This is a genomic window from Phaeovulum sp. (assembly GCF_047638075.1).
In the GTDB taxonomy this organism is placed as follows: Bacteria; Pseudomonadota; Alphaproteobacteria; order Rhodobacterales; family Rhodobacteraceae; genus UBA6197.
In genome coordinates, this window is the sequence record NZ_JBLJBV010000042.1 from 1 (window position 1) to 20,209 (window position 20,209).

Here is a 20,209-nt window from a genome sequence, read left to right on the forward strand (position 1 = left end):
CTATGCCGATGCGCGTGCTCATAATCCGGAACGCTGGTCAGGCAAGACCCGCAACGGACAACCCGCAGGACTCAACCCAGAACACGAAATCAGCGCCCCTGAAATCAGAGGCGCCGCATGAAATCGGCGGACAACTACTTTGACAAACACCGGAAGGCTCTTATCATCAAGAAATCGACGATCCCGACAAAATCGAACGCTATTCGGTCGACTTCCTCCATTTGATGACGCGTGCCTACAAGGAGCGGATTGAACGGCTGTTGGGCAATCCATGGGCTTCACTTCCTCGCCTCATCACTTCGATGGATTGGGTAAAACAAGGCGAAGGTCTGCGGCTATTGAGAGACGCCCTACCTCCGCAGGTGAGCCATCCTCGAAAATTCGATCTGCAGATCACTGATGAAGCACATAACATTGCCCCCACAGTTGGCCGTTATGCCGTGGAAAGCGTGCGAACACGACTGGTCCGCCCTGCGGCACCTCATTTCCAGCACAGGCCTTTTCTCACTGCGACGCCGCACGACGGGTATCGAACTGCGCATGAGCCTGCGCTCTATCCCAATCCGAGGCATCAAAGATCCAACGTGGCAACCTCGAATTACGATGGCCGGGGAGGATTCAGAATGAGCAGGACACCCGTTGGAGAAATCCGCCCCAGCCAGCTTCTCTAGACCTATGGTCCTGGCGCGCTTATCGAGCGCCAGACTTATCGGTGGTCACAATGGGAATAGATCGCTTGGGAAAAGACGGATGTCAGCCCATCCAAGAGGCACGCCTCTTAGCAAATGTCAGAAGCGTCCTTGGCCCACAAGTCGAGGCACTGCGAATGCCGCCAGTTGGGGATGGCGACGCTGTCGACCCATTCTTTGCTGCCACACTCATCGGTGTTCCGGTAAAGCCTTTTCCAAGGTGGCTGCGCTGTGTGAGATGCGGATTGCTATCCCTTTGTGACGCTGGCTTGTTCAAGCTGCGGGAAAATAGGTACCAGCCAGAGCTGATGCGCTTCGTTCACGAGGGGTGCAGAGGTTCAAAAAGCGATCAAAGAGCGCGCGATGCGGTTGCCGTTCCGGCTCGTTTCCTTATGGTCTGCCGCGCAGGTCATTTGGATGATTTTGCTTGGGACTGGTTCGTGCACGGCGGTCCTGGTTCGTATTGGGTAACTCTAAGGTTCTTTGAAAGTGGAGCCTCCTTGCAGGATGAAAATCTTTGGGTGAAATGTGATGGCTGTGGGGTATCGAAAAACATGGCGCAGGCATTCGGCCAGGCAGGGCGTGACAACATAGCCGTTGTCAAAACCGCCTCGAATCGGGGCGCAATCCCACGGCCCGCCGGTTTCGATCCGGGGGTGGCAATGATGCGGCCTTCGGGCGCGCGATCAAGTGCAGGGCAGTAAGACCCCGATAAGGCCTTGGCCTTGTGCGTTCTTCGCGATGGGCGGTTTTATACCCGCGTGAAGGCGTATTTATTCTTGGGAAGCTCAATAGACGAAATCAGCTTGCCGCGCCTCCACCCCGATCAGGGACAGAATAAATCATTCTTGAGCCCGAACAGCATCAGCGTCAGAACCAGCGCCACCCCGATCGCCATCAGCACATTCAACACACGGTCCGACGGCGGCTTGCCGGTCAGCGCCTCCCAGGCATGAAAAACCAGATGCCCGCCGTCCAGAACCGGTATCGGAAACAGGTTCAAAAACCCCACCGCCGTGGATAACACCGCGATAAACCAGATGAAGTTTTGCGCCCCCGACGAGGCCGCTGCCGCCGATGTTTCAGCAATCCCGATCGCACCGCGCAGGTTGCACGACGAAATTGCCCCCGTCACCATATGCCAAAGCCCCGACAGCGAGGATTTCACGATAAACGATACCTCCTGCCCGCCGCGAGTGACCGCCTCGATGATCCCGGTGGGGCGGGTCAACGGCTCAAACGAAAAACTACCCGTCGCGCCAATCAACCAACGGGTTTCAAAGCCACCGTCAGCGGTGGGAATATCCGTGCTTTTGGGCGCGAGCGTTACGGAGAAACTGTCATTTACCGGCATACCGGGGCGCCAAACCGTCAGCGCCATTGCGCGCCCTTCGGCCGCTTTTACCGCCGCCTGCAGATCCGCGAATGCGGCCAGGGGGGTGCCGTCAATATCAAGAATCACATCCCCACTTTTCAACCCCGCGCTCATCGCCGCCGTTCCGGGGCCGACTCCGGCAAGACGCGCAGGGTAAAGCGCGGGTCCGTCCACCTCCAACGCGGCCCCTTCACGCTCTACCAGATAGTGCATGACCGGGGCTGAGGGCAGCGTGTCAACGGCCGCAACAAGCGCAGGATAATCAGGCGTATCGTGCCCTTCAACCGCCAAGATCCGGTCGCCCGCCCGCAGATCGCCCGCCCCCTGAGGCAGCTCGACCATGGAACCGATCACGGGCTGGTCTGTCGCAGTCCCGACCCAAAGAAAAATGCCGGCAAAGATCAGCACCGACAAGATGAAATTGAAGACCGGCCCGGCAACCACCGTCACCGCGCGCGCCCAAAGCGGCGCCCCATGCATGGTATGACGCCGCTCATCGGCCGTCAGCGCAGACATCGTCGCGTCATCGGCCCCCGCCGAAGCCGCGTTCGCATCCCCCAGAAATTTCACATAGCCGCCCAAGGGAATCGCCGCCACCTGCCAGCGGGTGCCGCGACGGTCCACCCGGCTGAACAGCTTGGGCCCAAAGCCGATGCTGAACACCTCGGCCCGAATCCCGGACCAACGCCCCACGATATAGTGCCCGAATTCGTGCACCGTCACGATGATCGACAGCGCCACCACAAAGGCCACGACGGTATAAAGCACATTGCCGAAATCCGGCAGAAGCCCCGCAAAATCCACGTCTCAGATCCTTCCTGTGTCGATAAGACCGCGCGCCACCACGCGCGTCTCACCGTCGATGCCCAGCACGTTATCAAGGCTTAGCGCGGCATTTCCAAGGCGTTGGCGCGATGACATCTGCGAGAGCACCTCTTCAACCAGCGCCGCCATCCGCAAAAACCCGATCCGCCCGGCGATAAACCCATCCAGCGCCGCCTCTTTTGCGGCGTTGAAAACGGCGCCGGCCAGGCCGCCCGCCTCCATCACCTCACGCGCCAGGCGCAACGCGGGAAAACGCGCCTCATCAGGTGCGCGGAAGGTCAACTGCCCCAGCTTTGCCAGATCCAGCCGCGCCACCGGCAGCGGTGCGCGGCGCGGCCAGTTCAGCGCATAACCTATCGCATGGCGCATGTCGGGCGCCCCCAGATGCGCCATGAGAGCGCCATCCTTGTAACCCACCAGCGCGTGAACCATGCTTTCGGGATGCACCAGCACCTCGATCTGCACCGGGTCCACGCCGAAAAATTCACGTGTTTCAATGACTTCCATGGCCTTGTTAAACAATGAGGCCGAATCGATAGTGATCCGTTGCCCCATCGCCCAATTGGGGTGCTGCGAGGCGTCAGAGACGGTGGCATGGGCCAACCGTTCCAACGGCCAGTCCCGAAGGGCCCCGCCCGACGCGGTGATGATGATCCGCTCCACCGCCGACATTTCCTCGCCCACCAGCGCCTGAAACACCGCCGAATGTTCAGAATCCACCGGCAGGATGCGCGCGCCGTGTCGCGCCGCCTCGGCCAGCAGCAAGGGACCGGCGGTGACAAGGCTTTCCTTGTTGGCCAACGCCAGCGTCGCGCCATGCCGTAGCGCCCGAAACCCGGGGGCAAGCCCGGCCGCGCCCACAATCGCGCTCATCACCCAATCAGCGGGGTGATCTGCCGCCTCAAGCAGGGCAGCAGGGCCAGCGGCCGCCTTGACGCCGCTACCCGCAAGCGCCTCGCGCAACGCAGGCAAACAGGTATCAAAGGCGGTGACCGCGACCTCAGCCCGAAGCGTGCGTGCCATTTCGGCCAGCCGCGCCACGTTCCGCCCACCACTTAACGCAACGATGCGAAAGGCCTCTGATCCGCCTTGGCGCAGCAGTAAATCATAGGTGCTTTCCCCGATCGACCCGGTCACGCCAAACACCGAAACGCTGCGCATGACCTAGCCCCCGACCTGCGGCAACGGCAAAAACAGCCCCACGGCCAAAAGCACTACCACTGCCCCCAAAAGCGCGTCAAAACGGTCCAGTACACCGCCATGGCCCGGGATCAGGTTTGAGCTGTCCTTGATGCCGCAGCGCCGTTTGATCGCGCTTTCCGCAATATCACCCATCTGCCCGGCAAACGCCACAAGCGGCGAAAGCGCAATCAGCGCGCCCCCCGCCTGCCCCATTGCGACAAATGCCCAGCCCACAACAACGGCCAAAAACCAGCCTGCCACCGTGCCGGACCAGGTCTTTTTCGGGCTGACACGCGGCCAGAATTTTGGCCCGCCAACAATCCGTCCGACAAAATAGCCGGCTATATCCGAGGCCACCACAACCGCGACGATCCACAAGATCATCTCAAGCCCGCGCGCATCGCGAAATGCGACCAACCCGTAACCGGTCAGCATCACCGCCAGCGCATAAAGCGCAAAAATGATCCGGTCACGGCGGGGCGTCAACAACCCCAGAACCGAGGGCAGCAGCAAGGCGGCCAGCATGTAGGGCGAATGCGTATAGAGCACAAACACCAGCGCCCCCGCAGCCAGAAGACCCGACACGCGCGCCTCTGCCACGCGCGCCGGCGCGGTCATCCGTGCCAGTTCCCAGACCATCAAGCCGGTTACCAGAACGGACAGGGCTGAAAACCACACCCCGCCCCACCAGATCGCGGCCCCCCCGGCGGCAATCATGCCCACCGCAGAAAGCGACCGCGCTTGCAGATCGGCCCAGCGGCCGTTCATGCCTTGGCCCCGCCAAAACGGCGGTCGCGCTGGCCAAACCGTGCCAGCACCTCGGCCAATGCCTCGGCGCTGAAATCGGGCCAGAGCGTTTCGGTAAACTCATACTCGGCATAGGCCGCCTGCCAGGGCAGGAAATTCGAGGTGCGGGTTTCACCCGAAGTGCGGATCACCAGATCCGGGTCGGGGATGCCCGCGGTATCAAGACGCGCCTCAAGCGCACCTTGGGTCAGATCCGCCTCGCAGATAAGGCCGGCCGCCAGATCGCGCGCCAGGCACGCACTGGCGCGGGTCAACTCATCACGGCCGCCATAATTGATCGCAACGGTCAGGTTAAGCCGGGTATTGGCCGAGGTCCGCGCCTCGATCCCCGCCATCAGCGCCTGCAATTTCGGCTCCAGACGTTCGCGCCCGCCGATGAACCGCATCCGCACCCCTTCGGCCGACAGCGCATCGGCCTCTTTCTGGATGTAGCGCGCGAAAATGCCCATCAGGCCCAATACTTCCTCGGTCGAGCGTTTCCAGTTTTCGGTTGAGAACGCATAGACCGTCAGCCAGCGTACCCCCAGATCGGGGCAGGCCCGCACAATCTGTTTGACCCGTTCAGCCCCGCGCCGGTGGCCGACGAGCCGGGGCCAGCCACGGTTTTTGGCCCATCGCCCATTACCGTCCATGATAATCGCAACATGAGGCACACCGAAATCAACGGCACCTTCATCAGGGGTAGCTTCGATTACGGCCATGCACCAGCCCTTTCCGGCGTCGCGGGGGCAGGTCAGACCTGCATGATCTCTGCCTGTTTCGTCTCTAGCGCCTTGTCGACGTTGCCAATGGCTTTATCGGTCAGGCTTTGCACCTCATCGGACCAGAATTTCTGATCGTCCTCGGACATGCCGTCAGACTTGGCCTTCTTGACTTGATCCATCCCGTCGCGGCGTACGTTGCGGATGGCAACGCGGGCGTGTTCGGCATATTGCGCGGCAACGCGGGTCAGGTCGCGGCGGCGTTCTTCGTTCAATTCGGGGATCGGCAACATGATGATCGTGCCATTGGTCTGCGGATTGATCCCCAGCCCCGAATCACGGATCGCCTTTTCCACCTTGTTGACCAGACCCTTGTCCCAGACGTTGATCGTCACCATCCGGGGTTCGGGAACGTTTACCGTGCCGACCTGATTGATCGGCGTCAGCGTGCCGTAGGCATCCACCATCACCGGTTCCAGCATCGAGCCCGAGGCCCGCCCCGTGCGAAGCGACGCAAATTCCTGCCTTAGCGATACGATTGCGCCGTCCATCCGGCGGCTCAGGTCGTCTACGTCAATCTCAATTTCATCCGACATGGTCGTTTCCGTCTTTATTACTGCGGCAAGGCCCTTCTAATGGCACCAGCCCTTGAAAGATAGGTCAGCCATGAACCCGCGTATAGGTCCCCTGCCCGCTGAGAATACCGCGAAAGCCCCCCGGTTCATCCAGACTGAACACGATGATCGGCAGGTTGTTGTCGCGCGCAAGGGCGATGGCGCTGGCATCCATCACCCCCAGATGTTTCTGCAATACTTCGTCATAACTAACATTTTCATAACGTTTTGCATCAGGGAATTTTTTTGGATCCTTGTCATAGACCCCGTCCACCTTGGTGCCTTTGAATATGGCCTCGCAGCCCATTTCATTGGCGCGCAGTGTGGCGGCGGTATCCGTCGTGAAATAGGGGTTGCCGGTTCCTGCCGCAAAGATGCAGACGCGTTTCTTTTCCAGGTGGCGCACCGCGCGGCGGCGGATATAGGGTTCGCAGACCTGATCCATCGGAATCGCGCTGATCACCCGGGTATGGATATTCAGCGCCTCAAGTGCGGCCTGCATCGCCAACGCGTTCATCACCGTCGCCAGCATGCCCATATAGTCAGCAGTGGTGCGCTCCATCCCTTGCGCCGAGCCCTGAAGGCCCCGAAAGATGTTGCCCCCCCCGATCACCATGCAGATCTCAACGCCCAGATCGTGAACCGATTGCACCTCACGCGCGATCCGCGCCACAGTGGGCGGGTGCAGCCCAAACCCCTGATCCCCCATCAACGCCTCGCCCGAGATCTTCAGCAACACCCGTTTGTAGGTGACGTTCGGCTCGGCCTGGGCGTTCATTTCGGGTCCTATCTGCTTGGTTGTCATTGGGGCGCAAAATGTCGCAAATGGCGGAAAGGTTCAACCTCGCGTTTAAGCGATTTCGGGGGCTCGCGGGAAATACCCTGAGGCGGGCGCAAATATAGGGGCACGATGTTAACGGATTTGGCTGAAACTGACCCCGCACGGCACGTTCTGATCGCCGGGCCAACCGCCAGCGGCAAATCGGCGCTGGCGCTGGATCTTGCGCGCCGCCAGGGTGGGGTCATCGTCAATGCCGATGCGCTTCAGGTCTGGTCGTGCTGGCGGGTTCTGTCAGCACGCCCAACCCCCGCCGAAGAGGCCGAGGTGCGCCACGCGCTCTACGGGCATATCGCGCCGGGGGTCGATTATTCCGTCGGCCACTGGCTGCGCGAGGTGGCCGCGCTTTTGGCAAGCGGGCAGCGGTTGATCATCACTGGCGGCACCGGGCTTTATCTGTCGGCCCTGACCGAAGGGTTGGCCGATATCCCCGCAACCCCTACCCCGATCCGCGCCCTGGCCGATGCCCGCCTTGCTGCCGAAGGTGCGGGCGCCCTGCTGGCTGAACTTGACCCCGCCACCGCCGCGCGGATCGACCGCCTCAACCCCGCCCGTATCCAGCGCGCCTGGGAGGTGCAGGCGGCCACCGGACGCGGCCTTGCGGCCTGGCAAGACAACACCCCCGCCCCGCTGTTACCCCTGTCTTCGTGCACCCCCCTGCTGATCGAGGCTGACCGCGACTGGTTGGCCGCACGGATTGATCTGCGATTTGCGCGGATGCTGACCGAAGGCGCGCTGGATGAGGTGCGCGCCGTCCTTTCCCGGTGGCAGCCAAACGCGCTTTGGGCAAAGGCAATCGGCGCGCCGGAACTGGTGGCGTATCTGCGCGGCGATCTGACACTGGCAGCGGCAACCCTGGCGGCGCAGGCGGCTTCTCGCCAATACGCCAAACGGCAACGCACATGGTTTCGTGGTCGTATGCGTGGCTGGCACAAGATAGCGCGTCCCTGATTCGAAACCGGTCTCTTTCCGCCGATGCCCGAAAATGCTGTTGGTTTCAAAGGGGTTCCAGCGTAATGTTGATGCTGGTTTTCAGTCTGAAAATGGACCCTTAGCGTGAAACTTTTCACTGCCCCACCGCTGTCGCAATTTGCGCAAGACCCCCGCCCGGCCGGACCGGCAACGCTGGAACCGGTGCGCACGATGCTGCCGGAAACCCCGTCGTCAGTGCGGATCGTTCCGATCCAGCGGCTGGCCGTCGGTGGGCGTTGGCGGGTCGAGGCGATGCGGGCGTTGTCGGAACCGGTCTTGCTCTGGTTCACCCGGGGCCAGGGGCGGCTGACATTGGGCGGCGTAACCCGCGGTTACGGTGCCCATAACGCGGTCTTCATCCCCGCCGGGGTAATGCACGGCTTTGAGGTCGGGCAGCAAACCCACGGTCAGGCGATATTCTTTGGCCGTGGCAGTGACGTGACCCTGCCCGACACCGCGCAACACCTGCGCATCCGTGAGGCGGCGCCACAGGCCGAACTTTACGGTATCATTGAAAATATCCAGCGGGAATTGGACAGCACCCGCCCCGGTGCCGACCGCGCCGCCCGCCATCACCTGGGGCTGCTTGGCGTGTGGCTGGAGCGGCAGGTCGCGCTGGCCGAAGCCGAGGTTAAACGCCCCACCGCCGCAAAACGGCTGGTTGCCCGCTATACCGCGCTTTTGGAACGTGATTTCCGCTCTGGCGATGGGGTGGCGGAATACGCTGCGAAACTGGGTGTGACACCCACGCACCTTACCCGCGTCTGCCGCGAAAGCTGCGCCCGCCCGGCATCCGGGCTTCTGCAAGATCGCCGCCTTTACGAGGCGCGCCGTCTGTTGAGCGAAACCCGCGAACCGGTGAAAACCATCTCGCAATCATTGGGCTTTACCAGCCCGGCCTATTTCACCCGCAGCTTTCACGCCCAGACCGGCAAAACCCCGTCTGCCTTCCGGCGCAACCCCTGAACCCAAGGCCGCGTGGGGCGGCGGCATCCGATCCGCAGCCATACGGGGGTTTTCGCGGCAGGTCGCGTTGATCGCGGCTATGAATGCCGGGGGCAATGTCAATGCTGCGGGATCACGCGCGCCTAATCATCGGTCGCCTAATCCTCGGTCGGGGCATCATGACGGCGACCGCGAAACCCTTGCGCTACCACAAACTTTTCCGAACTGTCCTGACGGCTTGCCGGCGGCTTGACGTTTGCCACTTTGGTAAAGTTCTTCTTCAAGATCGCCTGTAACTCATTCTCGGCCCCGCCTGCCAGCACTTTGGCCACAAAGGTGCCGCCCTCTTCCAGCACGTCAAAAGCAAATTCCGCCGCCGCCTCGCACAGCATGATGATGCGCAGATGGTCTGTGCCCTGATGCCCCGATGAGGCCGCCGCCATATCTGACATCACCACATCGGCAGGCCCGCCCAGCCAATCCTTGACCTGCTGGTCCGCCCCCTCTTCGAGAAAGTCGAGCACATGGAAGTCAGCGCCCGCGATATGGCCCATTTCCTGCAGGTCCACCCCCAGCACGGTGCCCACCTTCTTGCCCTTCTTGTCCCCCAGCGCGTTGACCCGCGCCACCGCGACCTGACACCAGCCACCGGGGGCGCAGCCCAGATCCACCACGCGTGCGCCGGGCACAAGGAAACGGTATTTATCATCCAGTTCCAGGATCTTGAAGGCCGCGCGGCCGCGGTAGCCTTCTTTCCTGGCGCGCTGGACATAGGGGTCATTCAACTGCCGTTCCAGCCACAGGGTCGAGCTGAGCCTGCGCCCCTTAGCGGTTTTCACCCGCACTCGAAGATCGCGCTGGCCGCGCCCGGAAGTATTCCTGCCTGTCGGTGCTTTGGTCATCTAAAGTATCCCGTCCTCATCCAATACGCCATCCGCCGCCATCTGGGCATAAAGCAAACCTTCGCGCAGGCCCCGATCGGCAACCGAAAGCCGGTTCGTCGGCCAGACCCGCATCAACGCCTGCAAGATCGCTGCACCCGACATGATCAACGTGTGCCGGTCACGACCGATCCGCGGGTCCGCGCGCCGCCCCTCGGGGCCGAGGTGCAAATAGGTGCGGATCACCGCGTCAATCTGACTGGTCGACATGGTCATACCGTCGACCTTGTTACGGTCATAGCGGCGCAGGCCCAAATGGCACGCCGCGACCGTGGTGACGGTGCCGCTGGTTCCGATGATCTGAAACCCCTCGCGCGGGCTGCCCGCGGTATAGGGGCTGAAATCAGCCAGCTTTTCTTCGAAAAACCAACTCATCAGCGCAAACCGCGCCGAGTCGTCCTCGACATCGGCAAACTGGTCTTTCAGCGTGGCAACCCCGAGCGGGACCGAGATCCAGTCAACCACCTTTGCGGCGGGCTCATGGCCCTGATCGGCGTTGAACCCGGCCGAAAGTCGCATGATCGCGCGGGCACGGTGAGGGCCGGGCACAGCGGTCAGGTCGATCCAGATCAGTTCCGTCGAACCGCCGCCGATGTCGACAACCAAAAGCTGTTCGGTACGGGTATTGACCAGCGGCGCGCAGGAAATGACCGCCAGACGGGCCTCTTCCTCGGGCAGGATCACCTCTAGCGGCAACCCGGTTTCACGTTTTACAAACCGCATGAAGTCACGCCCGTTTCTGGCGCGACGGCACGCCTCGGTGGCGACAAGCCGCATGTGGGTCACACCATGCGCTTCGAGTTTGCGCCGGCAGATTTGCAGCGCCTGCACGGTGCGCGACATGGAGGCACGCGAAAGCCGACCAGAGGCCTCTAGCCCATGGCCCAGCTGGACAGCTTTTGAAAAGCTGTCGACCACATGAAACTGGTTGCCGGTTGGCCGGGCAATCAGCATGCGGCAACTGTTGGTGCCGAGGTCCAGCGCGGCATAAAGCTCGGCCGGGTCGGCGGGTCGGGTGCCGGGTGGCTCTACCGCCTTCGGGAACGCGCCCGCACCCACGGGACGCCTGGGCGTCATATGAACGCCCTCCGATTTCAAGTTACCCCCAAACTACGGCGGCGCGGGGATGGGCGCAACCCCGTGATGTGCGCTGACGAAAACGCACGCCTGGATTGAAGCGTGGGGGGGCGCTGCCCCCCGACGCCCATTCGGGCGCCCCCCCCCGGAGTATTTTGGCCAAAAAAAAGCGTCGCCAGACGGCAGGTCGCTCTGCCCCTGCAATATGTCGAAATCGACCATCGGGGGCGTCGCTTTTACGCGTATCACTGGGCCGAGGGAGGGAATCACTCATGGCCGATATCACCATCGTTTTCTGGCGCGACATTCCCGCCCAGGTCATCGCCGGCAAGGGACGGCGGGGCGTGAAGCGCCCCCTGCCCGAGCGCTTCGAACAGGCGATAGACCGTTGCGCGATGAAGATTGGCGCGCGTGACAGCGATGCCTATCTGGCCGAATGGCGCAAAGCGCCGCCCGCTGAGCACCCCGGCGATGATGCCGAGGCCGTAGCGGCGGAATGTGCCCGGATCGAGACGGACTACGATGCCGCGAAAATCGCGGCATTGATCGCAAACAACGGCTGGGAACAGCCCTCCTGACGGAGATATTGATGGCGCTTTTGAACTTCCGCCGTGAGGCGACCCCGGACGCCATTAAGACGGGCGCTCTGGCCGCGTTTTTGAAAGGTTGCTCGGTTGAGGTGATGCCGCGCACCGCCGCCACCATCGACGATTTCCGGCCCCTACTGGCACCGGGCACACGGGTCTATATCGCCCATATCGACGGCACACCCATCGAGGACATGGTAGCGACCGCGGCGCGGCTGCGGGCCGAAGGGTTTGAACCGATGCCGCATTTTCCGGCGCGGATCATCCCCGATGCGGCGACATTGGCGGATTGGGTGGCGCGCTATCGCGGTGAGGCGGATGTGCGTCAGGCGCTGCTGCTGGGCGGTGGCGTCAGCACGCCTGCGGGCGAATTCGACAGCTCGATGCAGATGCTGGACAGTGGCTGCTTTGACGGGTTTGAGCGGCTGCATGTCGCGGGCCACCCCGAGGGCAACCGCGACATCGACAAGGACGGCGGCGAGGCGGTGATCTTGCAGGCGCTGCGCTGGAAACAGGCGTTTGCCGACCGTTCCGACGCGCAGATGGCGATTGCCACGCAATTCTGCTTTGAGGCCGCGCCGGTGATTTCATGGGCTGACCGGCTGGCCGACGAGGGTATCCGCCTGCCGATCCATATTGGCGTGGCGGGCCCGGCAAAGCTGCAAACGCTGCTGAAATTTGCCATTGCCTGCGGCGTTGGACCCAGCCTGCGCGTGTTGCAAAAGCGCGCGCGCGATGTAACCAAGCTGCTGATGCCCTTTGAGCCGACCGAATTTCTGACCCAACTGGCGTTGCACAAGGCGACCAACCCCGATTTCGGTATCGAATCGGTGCATTTCTTTCCACTTGGGGGCATCAAGACCAGCGCCACCTGGGTGGCCGATCATAACAAAGGGTAATTCATGACGCGCACCGTTCTTGAGGGTAAAACCAAAACTGTTGTCATCGGCTTTGACGAACCCTTCTGCGTGATCGGTGAACGGATCAACCCGACGGGGCGCAAGAAGCTGGCGGCAGAGTTGGAAGCGGGCGATTATTCTACCGTCGCGCGTGACGCGTTGGAGCAGGTCGCCTGTGGCGCCACGGTTTTGGATGTGAACGCGGGCGTTGTCTACAACTCGAACCCGAACCCGAACCTGACCGAGCCGCCATTGATGACCGCGATGATCGAATTGATCCAGGGGTTGGTTGATGTGCCGCTGTGCATCGACAGCTCGGTTCCGGCGGCGCTTGAGGCGGGGTTGGCCGCGGCGAACGGGCGGCCCCTACTGAACTCGGTCACCGGCGAGGAAGAGCGGCTGGATCTGGTGCTGCCTCTGGTCAAGAAGTTCAACGTGCCGGTTGTGGCAATCTCCAACGACGATACCGGCATATCCATGGATCCGGATGTGCGCTTTGCGGTGGCCAGAAAGATCGTCCAGCGGGCGGCCGATTTCGGCATACCGGCGCATGACATCGTGGTGGACCCGTTGGTGATGCCGGTTGGCGCGCTGGCCACGGCGGGGCGGCAGGTGTTTGAACTGGTGCGGCGGTTGCGCGATGAGTTGGGGGTGAATACCACCTGCGGCGCCTCGAACATCTCATTCGGGCTGCCGAACCGGCATGGCGTCAACGCCGCGTTCCTGCCGATGGCGATTGGCGCGGGCATGACCTCGGCCATCATGAACCCGGTGCGCAGTGTGGAAATGGAGGCCATTCGCGCCGCCAACATGCTGATGGACCATGACCCGAACGGCAGTGACTGGATCCGTTTCGCGCGGGTGCTGGAGGCCGTCAAAGAGGGCGCAACCTTTGCCGAGGCAAGCCAGGCGGCGGCGGCGGCGAACACGGGGCGCGGTGGGCGCCGCGGGGGGCGTGCCCGCGCCTGAAAAGGCGCTGCGGCGCGACCATATCAGCCCCGCCGACGCGAAATACCGGTTGGATCGCAAATATTTACTAGGCGCGATTGATGTTGCAGCCTACCCTGTGCCTTCAACCCGGGAACAGCGCGCTGCCATGTATCACATCGTCCTGCCTATCGCTGTCGCGGCGGCCTGCCGGGCAAAAGCTGTCTGGTCTGCGCGGCGGGGCCGAAGGCGGCTCGTGGCCCTGTTGCTGGCCTGTTCGCTGGCGGCCTGTTCTACCCCGCAGATTGATGTGCCAACGGCACGGGCGCAATCTGCCACATCCGCGCTATCGGTTGCCGACCTTACCGCGCAGCTTCCCCTGTCAGGCGGGATCACTATGTCAAATGCCGCGCTTGCCCGCGACTTTATGGAGCTGACGTTCTTTTTGGAAAGTGGCCGCGCCCTGCCTCGGTTCACCCGGTTTGAGGGGCCTGTCACGGTCCGCATAGCGGGGGCCGCGCCGGCAAATGCGGGGCCGGATCTGGCGCGCCTGGTATCGCGCCTGCGAAGCGAAGCAGGGATAGATATAAGCGTGGTCACGACCGCAAAGAGCGCGATCACCATCGAGTTCGTCCCCAAACGGCAGATCAAGGCGCAGGTGCCGAACGCTGCCTGTTTCGTCGTGCCCAATGTCACCGGTTGGAAAGATTACCGGCGCGCGGGACGCCGCGCCAACTCGGATTGGACGCAGCTTGCAACGCGCAGTCACGCGGCGGTGTTCATCCCCTCGGATGCGGCCCCGCAAGAGGTGCGCGATTGCCTGCACGAAGAAATCAGCCAAGCCCTTGGCCCCCTGAATGATCTTTACCGCCTGCCCGACTCGATCTGGAACGACGATAACTTTCATACCGTTCTGACGGGCTATGACATGACCATGCTGCGTGCCTATTACGCGCCAGAACTGCATAGCGGTCTTAGCCCCGACGAGGTGTTTTCGCGGCTACCGGCGATATTCGCGCGGATCAATCCGGCAGGAAATTCGGGCGGCGTGCTACCGCCTGCCGGTGCGACCCCCCGCGCCTTTGTCACCGCGATCGAACAGGCACTTGGCCCCAATGCCACCCCCGCCAGACGCCGCACCGCAGCGTTCAGGGCGGTGCAGATTGCAACCGATCACGGATGGCGTGATACCCGCGCCGGGTTCGCCTGGTTCGTGCTGGGGCGGCTGAGTGTGCGGGACGCACCCGAAGCGGCCCTGAACGCCTTTGTGCAGGCGGCAGCGATTTACCGCGCCACGCCGGGGGCGCGCATTCACGCCGCGCATGTAGACATGCAGCTTGCCGCCTTTGCGCTGGCAAATGGCCGGGCCGAGGATGCGATGGCGCTGGTCAACCGTTCCCTGGATGTGGCGGTCACGGCTGAAAACCCTGCCATGATGGCAACCCTTTACATGATCCGCGCCGAGGCGCTGCAATCCTTGGGCCATGCCGCCGAAGCACGCCGGGCACGGCTCGACTCGGGGGCGTGGGCGCGCTATGGGTTTGGCTCTGACGCGGCGGTGCGCAAACGCTCTGCCGAGGTAGCCGCGCTTGCCAATATTGATGCGCGGCAAAACTGACGCCGCCAAACGCCGGGAGAGGTAGATGATCGTTATTCTTGCCGTAGTGATTGGCGGTCTTGTCGGCTTTCGCCGTGCCCGGATGCGCGGCGGCAATGGCTTTGATCTGGCGCAATATACGGCGGTGCATGCAATCGCCTTTGGCCTGATGGGGCTCTTCGCTACGCTGATCATTGGCCGGATGATGTAACAGGGGGCCAGGATGTTTTTGCCCTTTTTCGAAGCCTTGCGACGGGGGGGCATACCGGTATCCCTGCGCGAATATCTGGCGTTTCTTGAGGGGCTGTCAGCCGGGTTGACCACTTACGACATTGATGGTTTCTACTATTTTGCCCGCACTGCGATGGTAAAGGATGAACGCCACCTTGACCGGTTTGATCGCGCCTTTGCCGCTGCGTTTGCGGGTCTGGAAGCGATCCCCCCCGAGGCGGTTCTGGATGCGGTCGACCTGCCGTCGGGCTGGCTTGAGAAACTGGCCGAAAAACTGCTGACGCCTGCTGAGCGCGCCGAAATCAAGGCATTGGGCGGGTTTGATGCGCTGATGCAGGCGCTACGCGACCGTTTGGCAGAACAAAAGGGTCGCCATCAGGGGGGCAACAAATGGATCGGCACCGCCGGGACAAGCCCCTTTGGCGCCTTCGGCTACAACCCCGAAGGGGTGCGCATCGGCCAAGATGGCAGCCGCCATCAACGCGCCGTCAAGGTCTGGGACAAGCGCGAATTCCGCGACTTTGACGATACGATCGAACTGGGCACCCGCAACATAAAGATCGCGTTGAAACGGTTGCGGCAATGGGCCCGCCACGGGGCCGACGAAGAACTGGACCTGCCCGGCACGATCCGCGCCAGCGCCGAGGCCGGCTATATCGACATACGCACCCGCCCCGAACGCCACAACGCGGTCAAAGTTGTGCTGTTTTTGGATGTGGGCGGGTCGATGGACGCGCATGTGCGGCTGGTGGAGGAACTCTTTTCAGCCGCGAAATCCGAATTCAAGCATCTTGAACATTATTACTTTCACAACTGCCTTTATGAGGCCGTCTGGCGCAACAACCACCGCCGCTGGGATGAGACGACCCCCACATGGCAGGTGCTGAACCGCTACGGCGCTGATTATAAATGCATCTTCGTAGGCGACGCCGCCATGAGCCCCTATGAGGTGTCACACCCCGGCGGCGCAAACGAACATTGGAACGCCGAAGCAGGCGCCGTCTGGCTGAACCGTGCGCGCGCGCAATGGCCTGCGCATGTCTGGCTGAACCCCACCCCCGAAGGTGACTGGCGCTATACCCAGTCAACGCAGATGATCCGAGAGGTTTTTGAGGATCGGATGTATCCGCTTACGCTTGAGGGTATTACCCGTGCGATGAAGGTGCTGGGGTGAAAACCCCCTGTCAGTCATCCCAATTGCTGATCGGGGCTATATAGGGCGACGGCTCTTTTGGCTGATCCCAATGGCAAAAGGCATCTGGCAACTGGGCCGGTGAACACGGTCAGATCTGCGTATCCTGCCCCGCCAACACCGCCGCCGCCAGCAAAAGCCCCAGCCACCTCTGATCCACCCCATCCGCGCGTGAATTCAGAAGAACCGGGACCTTGGCCCCCAGAACGATACTGGCTGTGCGCGCCTGGCCATGCAGTTTCCAGGCCTTGACCGTCGCATTTCCGGCTTCGATTGAGGGAAAGAGAATTAAATCGGCCTGCCCCGCAACGGGTGAATCGCCAAGGCCCTTTCTGGCGGCGGCTGACGCCGACAGGGCCACATCATAACCAAAGGGGCCGTCGACAAGAACCCCCTCCAAACGGCCTTGCCGCGCGTCATCGGACAGGGCTGCGGCATCAAGCGTAGCGGGTTGCGACGCCGAAATTTTTTCAGAGGCCGCGATTGCCGCAACCTTCAGGGGTGTGATGCCAAGCCCTCGAAAAAGCGGCACGGCATTCTTGATGATAGCGCGTTTTTGCGCCTGCGTGGGCAGGGGGATGATGCCGTTATCCGTGGCCCCGATCAGGCGCGGGACCGAAGGCATCTCGGCAAGTGTGACATTTGAAAGCACATCCGACGCGCGCAATCCGGTATCGCGCGACACGACCGCGCGCAAATAGGCGCCACTATCGACCTGCCCCTTGACCAAAACATCGGCCACGCCCGCGCGCACCACCGATACCGCCAGCTTTGCAGCCTCGGCATTGTCTGCGGCATGCTCAATCCGAAACCGTTCAAGCCATTCCTGTGGCAACAATTCCCGGATCAATCGCGCGTTCCCAACCAGCACCGCCTCGGTCACGAGCCCCTGTCCGGCCGCGATGATGATTGCCTCCAGCACAGAGGGGTCCTCGGCGCCGGCTACGGCCAGGCGCAGGCCCGGGCGATCTGTCATCGCCGCCTCAAGATCGTGAAAAGAACGGATCACCATGGCAGGGCCTCCACTTTGGGGGTAACGGGCCAATCGCGGGCGGTTTCAGACCCGGCCAGCACGGCTGCCGCGCCGGCCGCCAATGCCTCATTTTCATGACTGCCCGGATAGACGGTCACGGGCGCCAAAGCGGCCGCCTGCTTTGACAAAGCGGTGATTATCGGCTTGGAATGGGCCATGCCGCCGGTCAAAATCACCCCATCGGGTCGAAAATCCAGCACCGAGGCCATCGCCCCGATTGCCTTGCCGATCTGGTAGATCATCGCCTCTCGGATCAGCCGGGCCTTTTCATCGCCGGCTGCAATCATCGCATCGACGCGGCGCATGTCTTTGGTGCCAAGATAGGCAAAGACACCGCCCTGCCCGTAAAGCTTGCGCTTTAGCGTTGCCTGATCATAGGCACCGCTATAGCAAAGGTCGATAAGAGCCATTGGCGGCAGCCCCCCTGCCCGCTCTGGCGAAAATGGCGAGTTTTCCATCCGGTTGGTGCTTTCAACGATCCGGCCACCTTTCAGGGCCGCAACCGAAATACCAGCCCCCATATGGGCAATCACCGCATTCAGCGCCGTGAACGGTCGGCCCAGATCCGCAGCCAGACGCCGACCGCAAGCGCGAATGTTCAGCGCATGGACAAACGAGAACCGCGAAATCTCGGGGCAGCCCGAAATGCGCGCAACCGGCGGCAACTCATCGACAGAGACCGGATCAACGATGAAGGCCGGACAGCCGGCGGTTTGTGCAATACTCTGGGCCAGCGGCGCGCCGAGGTTTGAGGCATGGTGATGCACAGGCCGGTGCAGTGCAAAATCCACCAACGCATCGTTTACCGCGATCACCCCTGACGGCACTGGCGACAACATCCCCCCACGCCCGGCAACCGCGGCCAGGCTGACACCGCCGGGGACCGCGTTCAAAAAGGCCTGTAGGGCCTTGGCCCGGAATGGGAGTTGCTCGGCAATGGTCTTGAACCCGGCCATGACGGTCTCATCATGGTCGATGGTTTGCTCCAACACCGGCAGAACATCAGCCCCTTCTGGCGCAAAAAGCCCGATGCGCGTTGTGGTGGTGCCGGGGTTGATGGTGAATATCAATTTCTTGCCCATACCCTATCCTCTGAATCTATAGCCGTCTTGAGGCTCAGGCAGAACCCGGACGGCGTAGCACCCCTGTTCGCGCGCGCCCGGTGATCTGGCCTTGGCACCTGTGAAAGGCACAGGCAAATCCGCCCCGCTCACGAGGGGGGGGGTCAGCCGGCACAGACCCGGAGGGTTGCGATTTTGGGCAAGATAACCGCCCGGTGTCGACGCCGATTGACCCGCAAGGGGCGGCTTTCTTATTGCCATAGGCGACGGCGCCCCGTGGTCGACCTGTCCCCCTGCCCGCGCGGGCAGAGGGTCCGGTGTCCTTGCAAGGTAGAGATAAAGATCGTCAGGCGGCCTGTTTCGTTACCGCCGCCTCAATCGAAACCTCAATGATATCAAGCGCCTCTTGCAGCTGCTCCATGGGAATGGTCAGCGGGGGCAAAAGACGGATGACGTTGTAGCGCGTGCCGCAAGACAAAAGGATCAGCCCGCGCGCCTCGGCTTCGGCCACGATGGCGGCGGTCAGCGCGGCATCGGGTCCGTTGCTTTCGCGGTCCGTGACCAGTTCCAGCGCGTTCATGGCGCCAAGCCCGCGAACCTCACCGATGCACTCCATCCCCTGACGTGCGGCGATCTGGGTCAGGCGTGCGCGGATCACCTCTCCGATTTCGTCGGCTCGCGCGCACAGCGCCTCATCCTTGATCACATCCAGAACGGCATGGGCGGCCGCTACCGCCAGCGGGTTGCCCGCGTAGGTGCCCCCCAATCCGCCGGGGTTCGGCGCATCGACGATATCTGCGCGACCGGTCACAGCCGACAGCGGAAAACCACCGGCCAACCCCTTGGCCATCGTTACCAGATCAGGCGCTACGCCCGAATGTTCAAAGCCAAACATCCGGCCCGTCCGTGCCATACCCGCCTGCACCTCATCCGCGATCAAGACGATACCGTAGCGATCACAAATTTCACGCAGCGCGCGCAAGAAGTTGAACGGTGCAATGGTGAACCCGCCCTCGCCCTGAACCGGTTCAATGATCATCGCGGCGATGCGTTCGGGGTCTACTGACGAGGCAAAAAGCCGTTCCAACTGCGCCAGCGCCTCTGCCTCGGTTACACCGTGCAGGGCGTTTGGAAACGGGGCATGGACAACTTCGGGCGGCATGGCGCCAAAGCCCTTCTTGTAGGGTGCGACTTTTCCGGTCAGGGCCATCCCCAAAAGGGTGCGCCCGTGAAATGCCCCGGAAAACGAAATCACGCCAGACCGCCCGGTAAAGGCACGCGCCATCTTGATCGCATTTTCAACCGCCTCGGCGCCGGTCGTTACAAGCATGGTTTTCTTTGCAAAATCCCCCGGAGTCGCGGCATTCAGCCGTTCGGCCAGGGCAATATAGCCCTCGTAAGGGGCGACGTGAAAACAGGTGTGCGTAAATGCCTGTGCCTGCTCAGCGACGGCTTTCATGACCTTTGGGTGACGGTGCCCTGTATTGTTCACCGCAATACCGGCCGCAAAATCAATGAAACGCCGGCCTTCGGCATCCCAGAGTTCGGCGTTTTCAGCGCGGACGGCATAGATACCACGGGTTCCGACACCGCGGGCTACGGCGTCGGATTTACGGGCAGAAAGACGATCAGATTCGGTCATGGCGGCCTCATGAGGTTTAACTGAGATCAAAGTATCATCGCGCAATATCTTGAGCAACAACTATTCAAATAAGA

19 protein-coding genes are annotated in these 20,209 nt (G+C 62.1%); 8 read left to right on the forward strand and 11 right to left on the reverse strand.

The annotated features are described in order from the left end of the window. Positions 1-1,515 precede the first annotated feature (1,515 nt). The 6 genes from rseP to pyrH all read right to left on the reverse strand — a co-directional run bounded on the left by rseP (position 1,516) and on the right by pyrH (position 6,971). The gene (gene rseP, locus ACM62R_RS06395) at positions 1,516-2,868 is read right to left on the reverse strand and encodes an RIP metalloprotease RseP (protein ID WP_415183221.1); all 1,353 of its coding nucleotides are present in this window, start codon (positions 2,866-2,868) and stop codon (positions 1,516-1,518) included. Between the two features lie 3 nt (positions 2,869-2,871). Continuing rightward, a complete protein-coding gene (gene dxr, locus ACM62R_RS06400; RefSeq protein ID WP_415183222.1) occupies positions 2,872-4,050 on the reverse strand; it encodes a 1-deoxy-D-xylulose-5-phosphate reductoisomerase in 1,179 nt (392 codons plus the stop codon). 3 nt (positions 4,051-4,053) lie between these two features. Next, complete coding sequence (locus ACM62R_RS06405) at positions 4,054-4,839, reverse strand: phosphatidate cytidylyltransferase (RefSeq protein WP_415183223.1); 786 nt, start codon at positions 4,837-4,839, stop codon at positions 4,054-4,056. Next, positions 4,836-5,579: a polyprenyl diphosphate synthase gene (gene uppS / locus ACM62R_RS06410; protein ID WP_415183224.1), complete on the reverse strand. Its 744-nt coding sequence runs from the start codon at positions 5,577-5,579 to the stop codon at positions 4,836-4,838. Before uppS ends, ACM62R_RS06405 begins: the two co-directional genes overlap by 4 nt. A gap of 32 nt (positions 5,580-5,611) precedes the next feature. Beyond that, positions 5,612-6,175, reverse strand: coding sequence for a ribosome recycling factor (gene frr / locus ACM62R_RS06415; protein WP_415183225.1), 564 nt, complete (start codon positions 6,173-6,175; stop codon positions 5,612-5,614). A gap of 64 nt (positions 6,176-6,239) precedes the next feature. Further along, on the reverse strand, positions 6,240-6,971 hold the full coding sequence (gene pyrH, locus ACM62R_RS06420; RefSeq protein WP_415183308.1) for a UMP kinase: 732 nt from the start codon (positions 6,969-6,971) through the stop codon (positions 6,240-6,242). A gap of 132 nt (positions 6,972-7,103) precedes the next feature. On the opposite strand from pyrH, the gene miaA reads away from it, so the two are divergent. Both miaA and ACM62R_RS06430 read left to right on the forward strand, forming a co-directional pair. Continuing rightward, on the forward strand, positions 7,104-7,982 hold the full coding sequence (gene miaA, locus ACM62R_RS06425) for a tRNA (adenosine(37)-N6)-dimethylallyltransferase MiaA (RefSeq protein ID WP_415183226.1): 879 nt from the start codon (positions 7,104-7,106) through the stop codon (positions 7,980-7,982). Positions 7,983-8,087: 105 nt separating this feature from the next. Then, on the forward strand, positions 8,088-8,969 hold the full coding sequence (locus tag ACM62R_RS06430) for an AraC family transcriptional regulator (RefSeq protein WP_415183227.1): 882 nt from the start codon (positions 8,088-8,090) through the stop codon (positions 8,967-8,969). A 137-nt stretch (positions 8,970-9,106) separates the two neighbouring features. Here ACM62R_RS06430 and ACM62R_RS06435 read toward each other — a convergent pair whose 3' ends face one another. Both ACM62R_RS06435 and ACM62R_RS06440 read right to left on the reverse strand, forming a co-directional pair. Beyond that, positions 9,107-9,850 (reverse strand): RlmE family RNA methyltransferase, encoded by a 744-nt coding sequence (locus ACM62R_RS06435; RefSeq protein WP_415183228.1) that lies wholly within the window; start codon positions 9,848-9,850, stop codon positions 9,107-9,109. Continuing rightward, positions 9,851-10,966 (reverse strand): Ppx/GppA phosphatase family protein, encoded by a 1,116-nt coding sequence (locus ACM62R_RS06440; RefSeq protein WP_415183229.1) that lies wholly within the window; start codon positions 10,964-10,966, stop codon positions 9,851-9,853. 272 nt (positions 10,967-11,238) lie between these two features. Here ACM62R_RS06440 and ACM62R_RS06445 point away from each other — a divergent pair, with 272 nt between their 5' ends. From ACM62R_RS06445 to ACM62R_RS06470, 6 genes are read left to right on the forward strand one after another with little or no spacing between them, the layout of a single operon-like run. Continuing rightward, positions 11,239-11,544, forward strand: coding sequence for a virulence factor (locus ACM62R_RS06445; protein WP_415183230.1), 306 nt, complete (start codon positions 11,239-11,241; stop codon positions 11,542-11,544). A gap of 11 nt (positions 11,545-11,555) precedes the next feature. Continuing rightward, complete coding sequence (locus ACM62R_RS06450) at positions 11,556-12,452, forward strand: methylenetetrahydrofolate reductase (RefSeq protein WP_415183231.1); 897 nt, start codon at positions 11,556-11,558, stop codon at positions 12,450-12,452. 3 nt (positions 12,453-12,455) lie between these two features. Continuing rightward, positions 12,456-13,421, forward strand: coding sequence for a methyltetrahydrofolate cobalamin methyltransferase (locus ACM62R_RS06455; RefSeq protein ID WP_415183232.1), 966 nt, complete (start codon positions 12,456-12,458; stop codon positions 13,419-13,421). After that, the gene (locus ACM62R_RS06460) at positions 13,408-14,997 is read left to right on the forward strand and encodes a DUF2927 domain-containing protein (RefSeq protein WP_415183233.1); all 1,590 of its coding nucleotides are present in this window, start codon (positions 13,408-13,410) and stop codon (positions 14,995-14,997) included. The genes ACM62R_RS06455 and ACM62R_RS06460 overlap by 14 nt, the downstream gene beginning before the upstream one ends. A 25-nt stretch (positions 14,998-15,022) precedes the next feature. Next, the gene (locus tag ACM62R_RS06465; protein ID WP_415183234.1) at positions 15,023-15,187 is read left to right on the forward strand and encodes a hypothetical protein; all 165 of its coding nucleotides are present in this window, start codon (positions 15,023-15,025) and stop codon (positions 15,185-15,187) included. Positions 15,188-15,199: 12 nt separating this feature from the next. Further along, a complete protein-coding gene (locus tag ACM62R_RS06470) occupies positions 15,200-16,381 on the forward strand; it encodes a vWA domain-containing protein (protein WP_415183235.1) in 1,182 nt (393 codons plus the stop codon). A 109-nt stretch (positions 16,382-16,490) separates the two neighbouring features. Here ACM62R_RS06470 and ACM62R_RS06475 read toward each other — a convergent pair whose 3' ends face one another. The 3 genes from ACM62R_RS06475 to gabT form a co-directional block, all read right to left on the reverse strand. After that, a complete protein-coding gene (locus ACM62R_RS06475; protein ID WP_415183236.1) occupies positions 16,491-17,411 on the reverse strand; it encodes a phosphate acyltransferase in 921 nt (306 codons plus the stop codon). Further along, on the reverse strand, positions 17,405-18,514 hold the full coding sequence (buk, locus tag ACM62R_RS06480; RefSeq protein ID WP_415183237.1) for a butyrate kinase: 1,110 nt from the start codon (positions 18,512-18,514) through the stop codon (positions 17,405-17,407). Before buk ends, ACM62R_RS06475 begins: the two co-directional genes overlap by 7 nt. 325 nt (positions 18,515-18,839) lie before the next feature. Then, on the reverse strand, positions 18,840-20,135 hold the full coding sequence (gene gabT, locus ACM62R_RS06485) for a 4-aminobutyrate--2-oxoglutarate transaminase (protein WP_415183238.1): 1,296 nt from the start codon (positions 20,133-20,135) through the stop codon (positions 18,840-18,842). Positions 20,136-20,209: the final 74 nt, after the last annotated feature.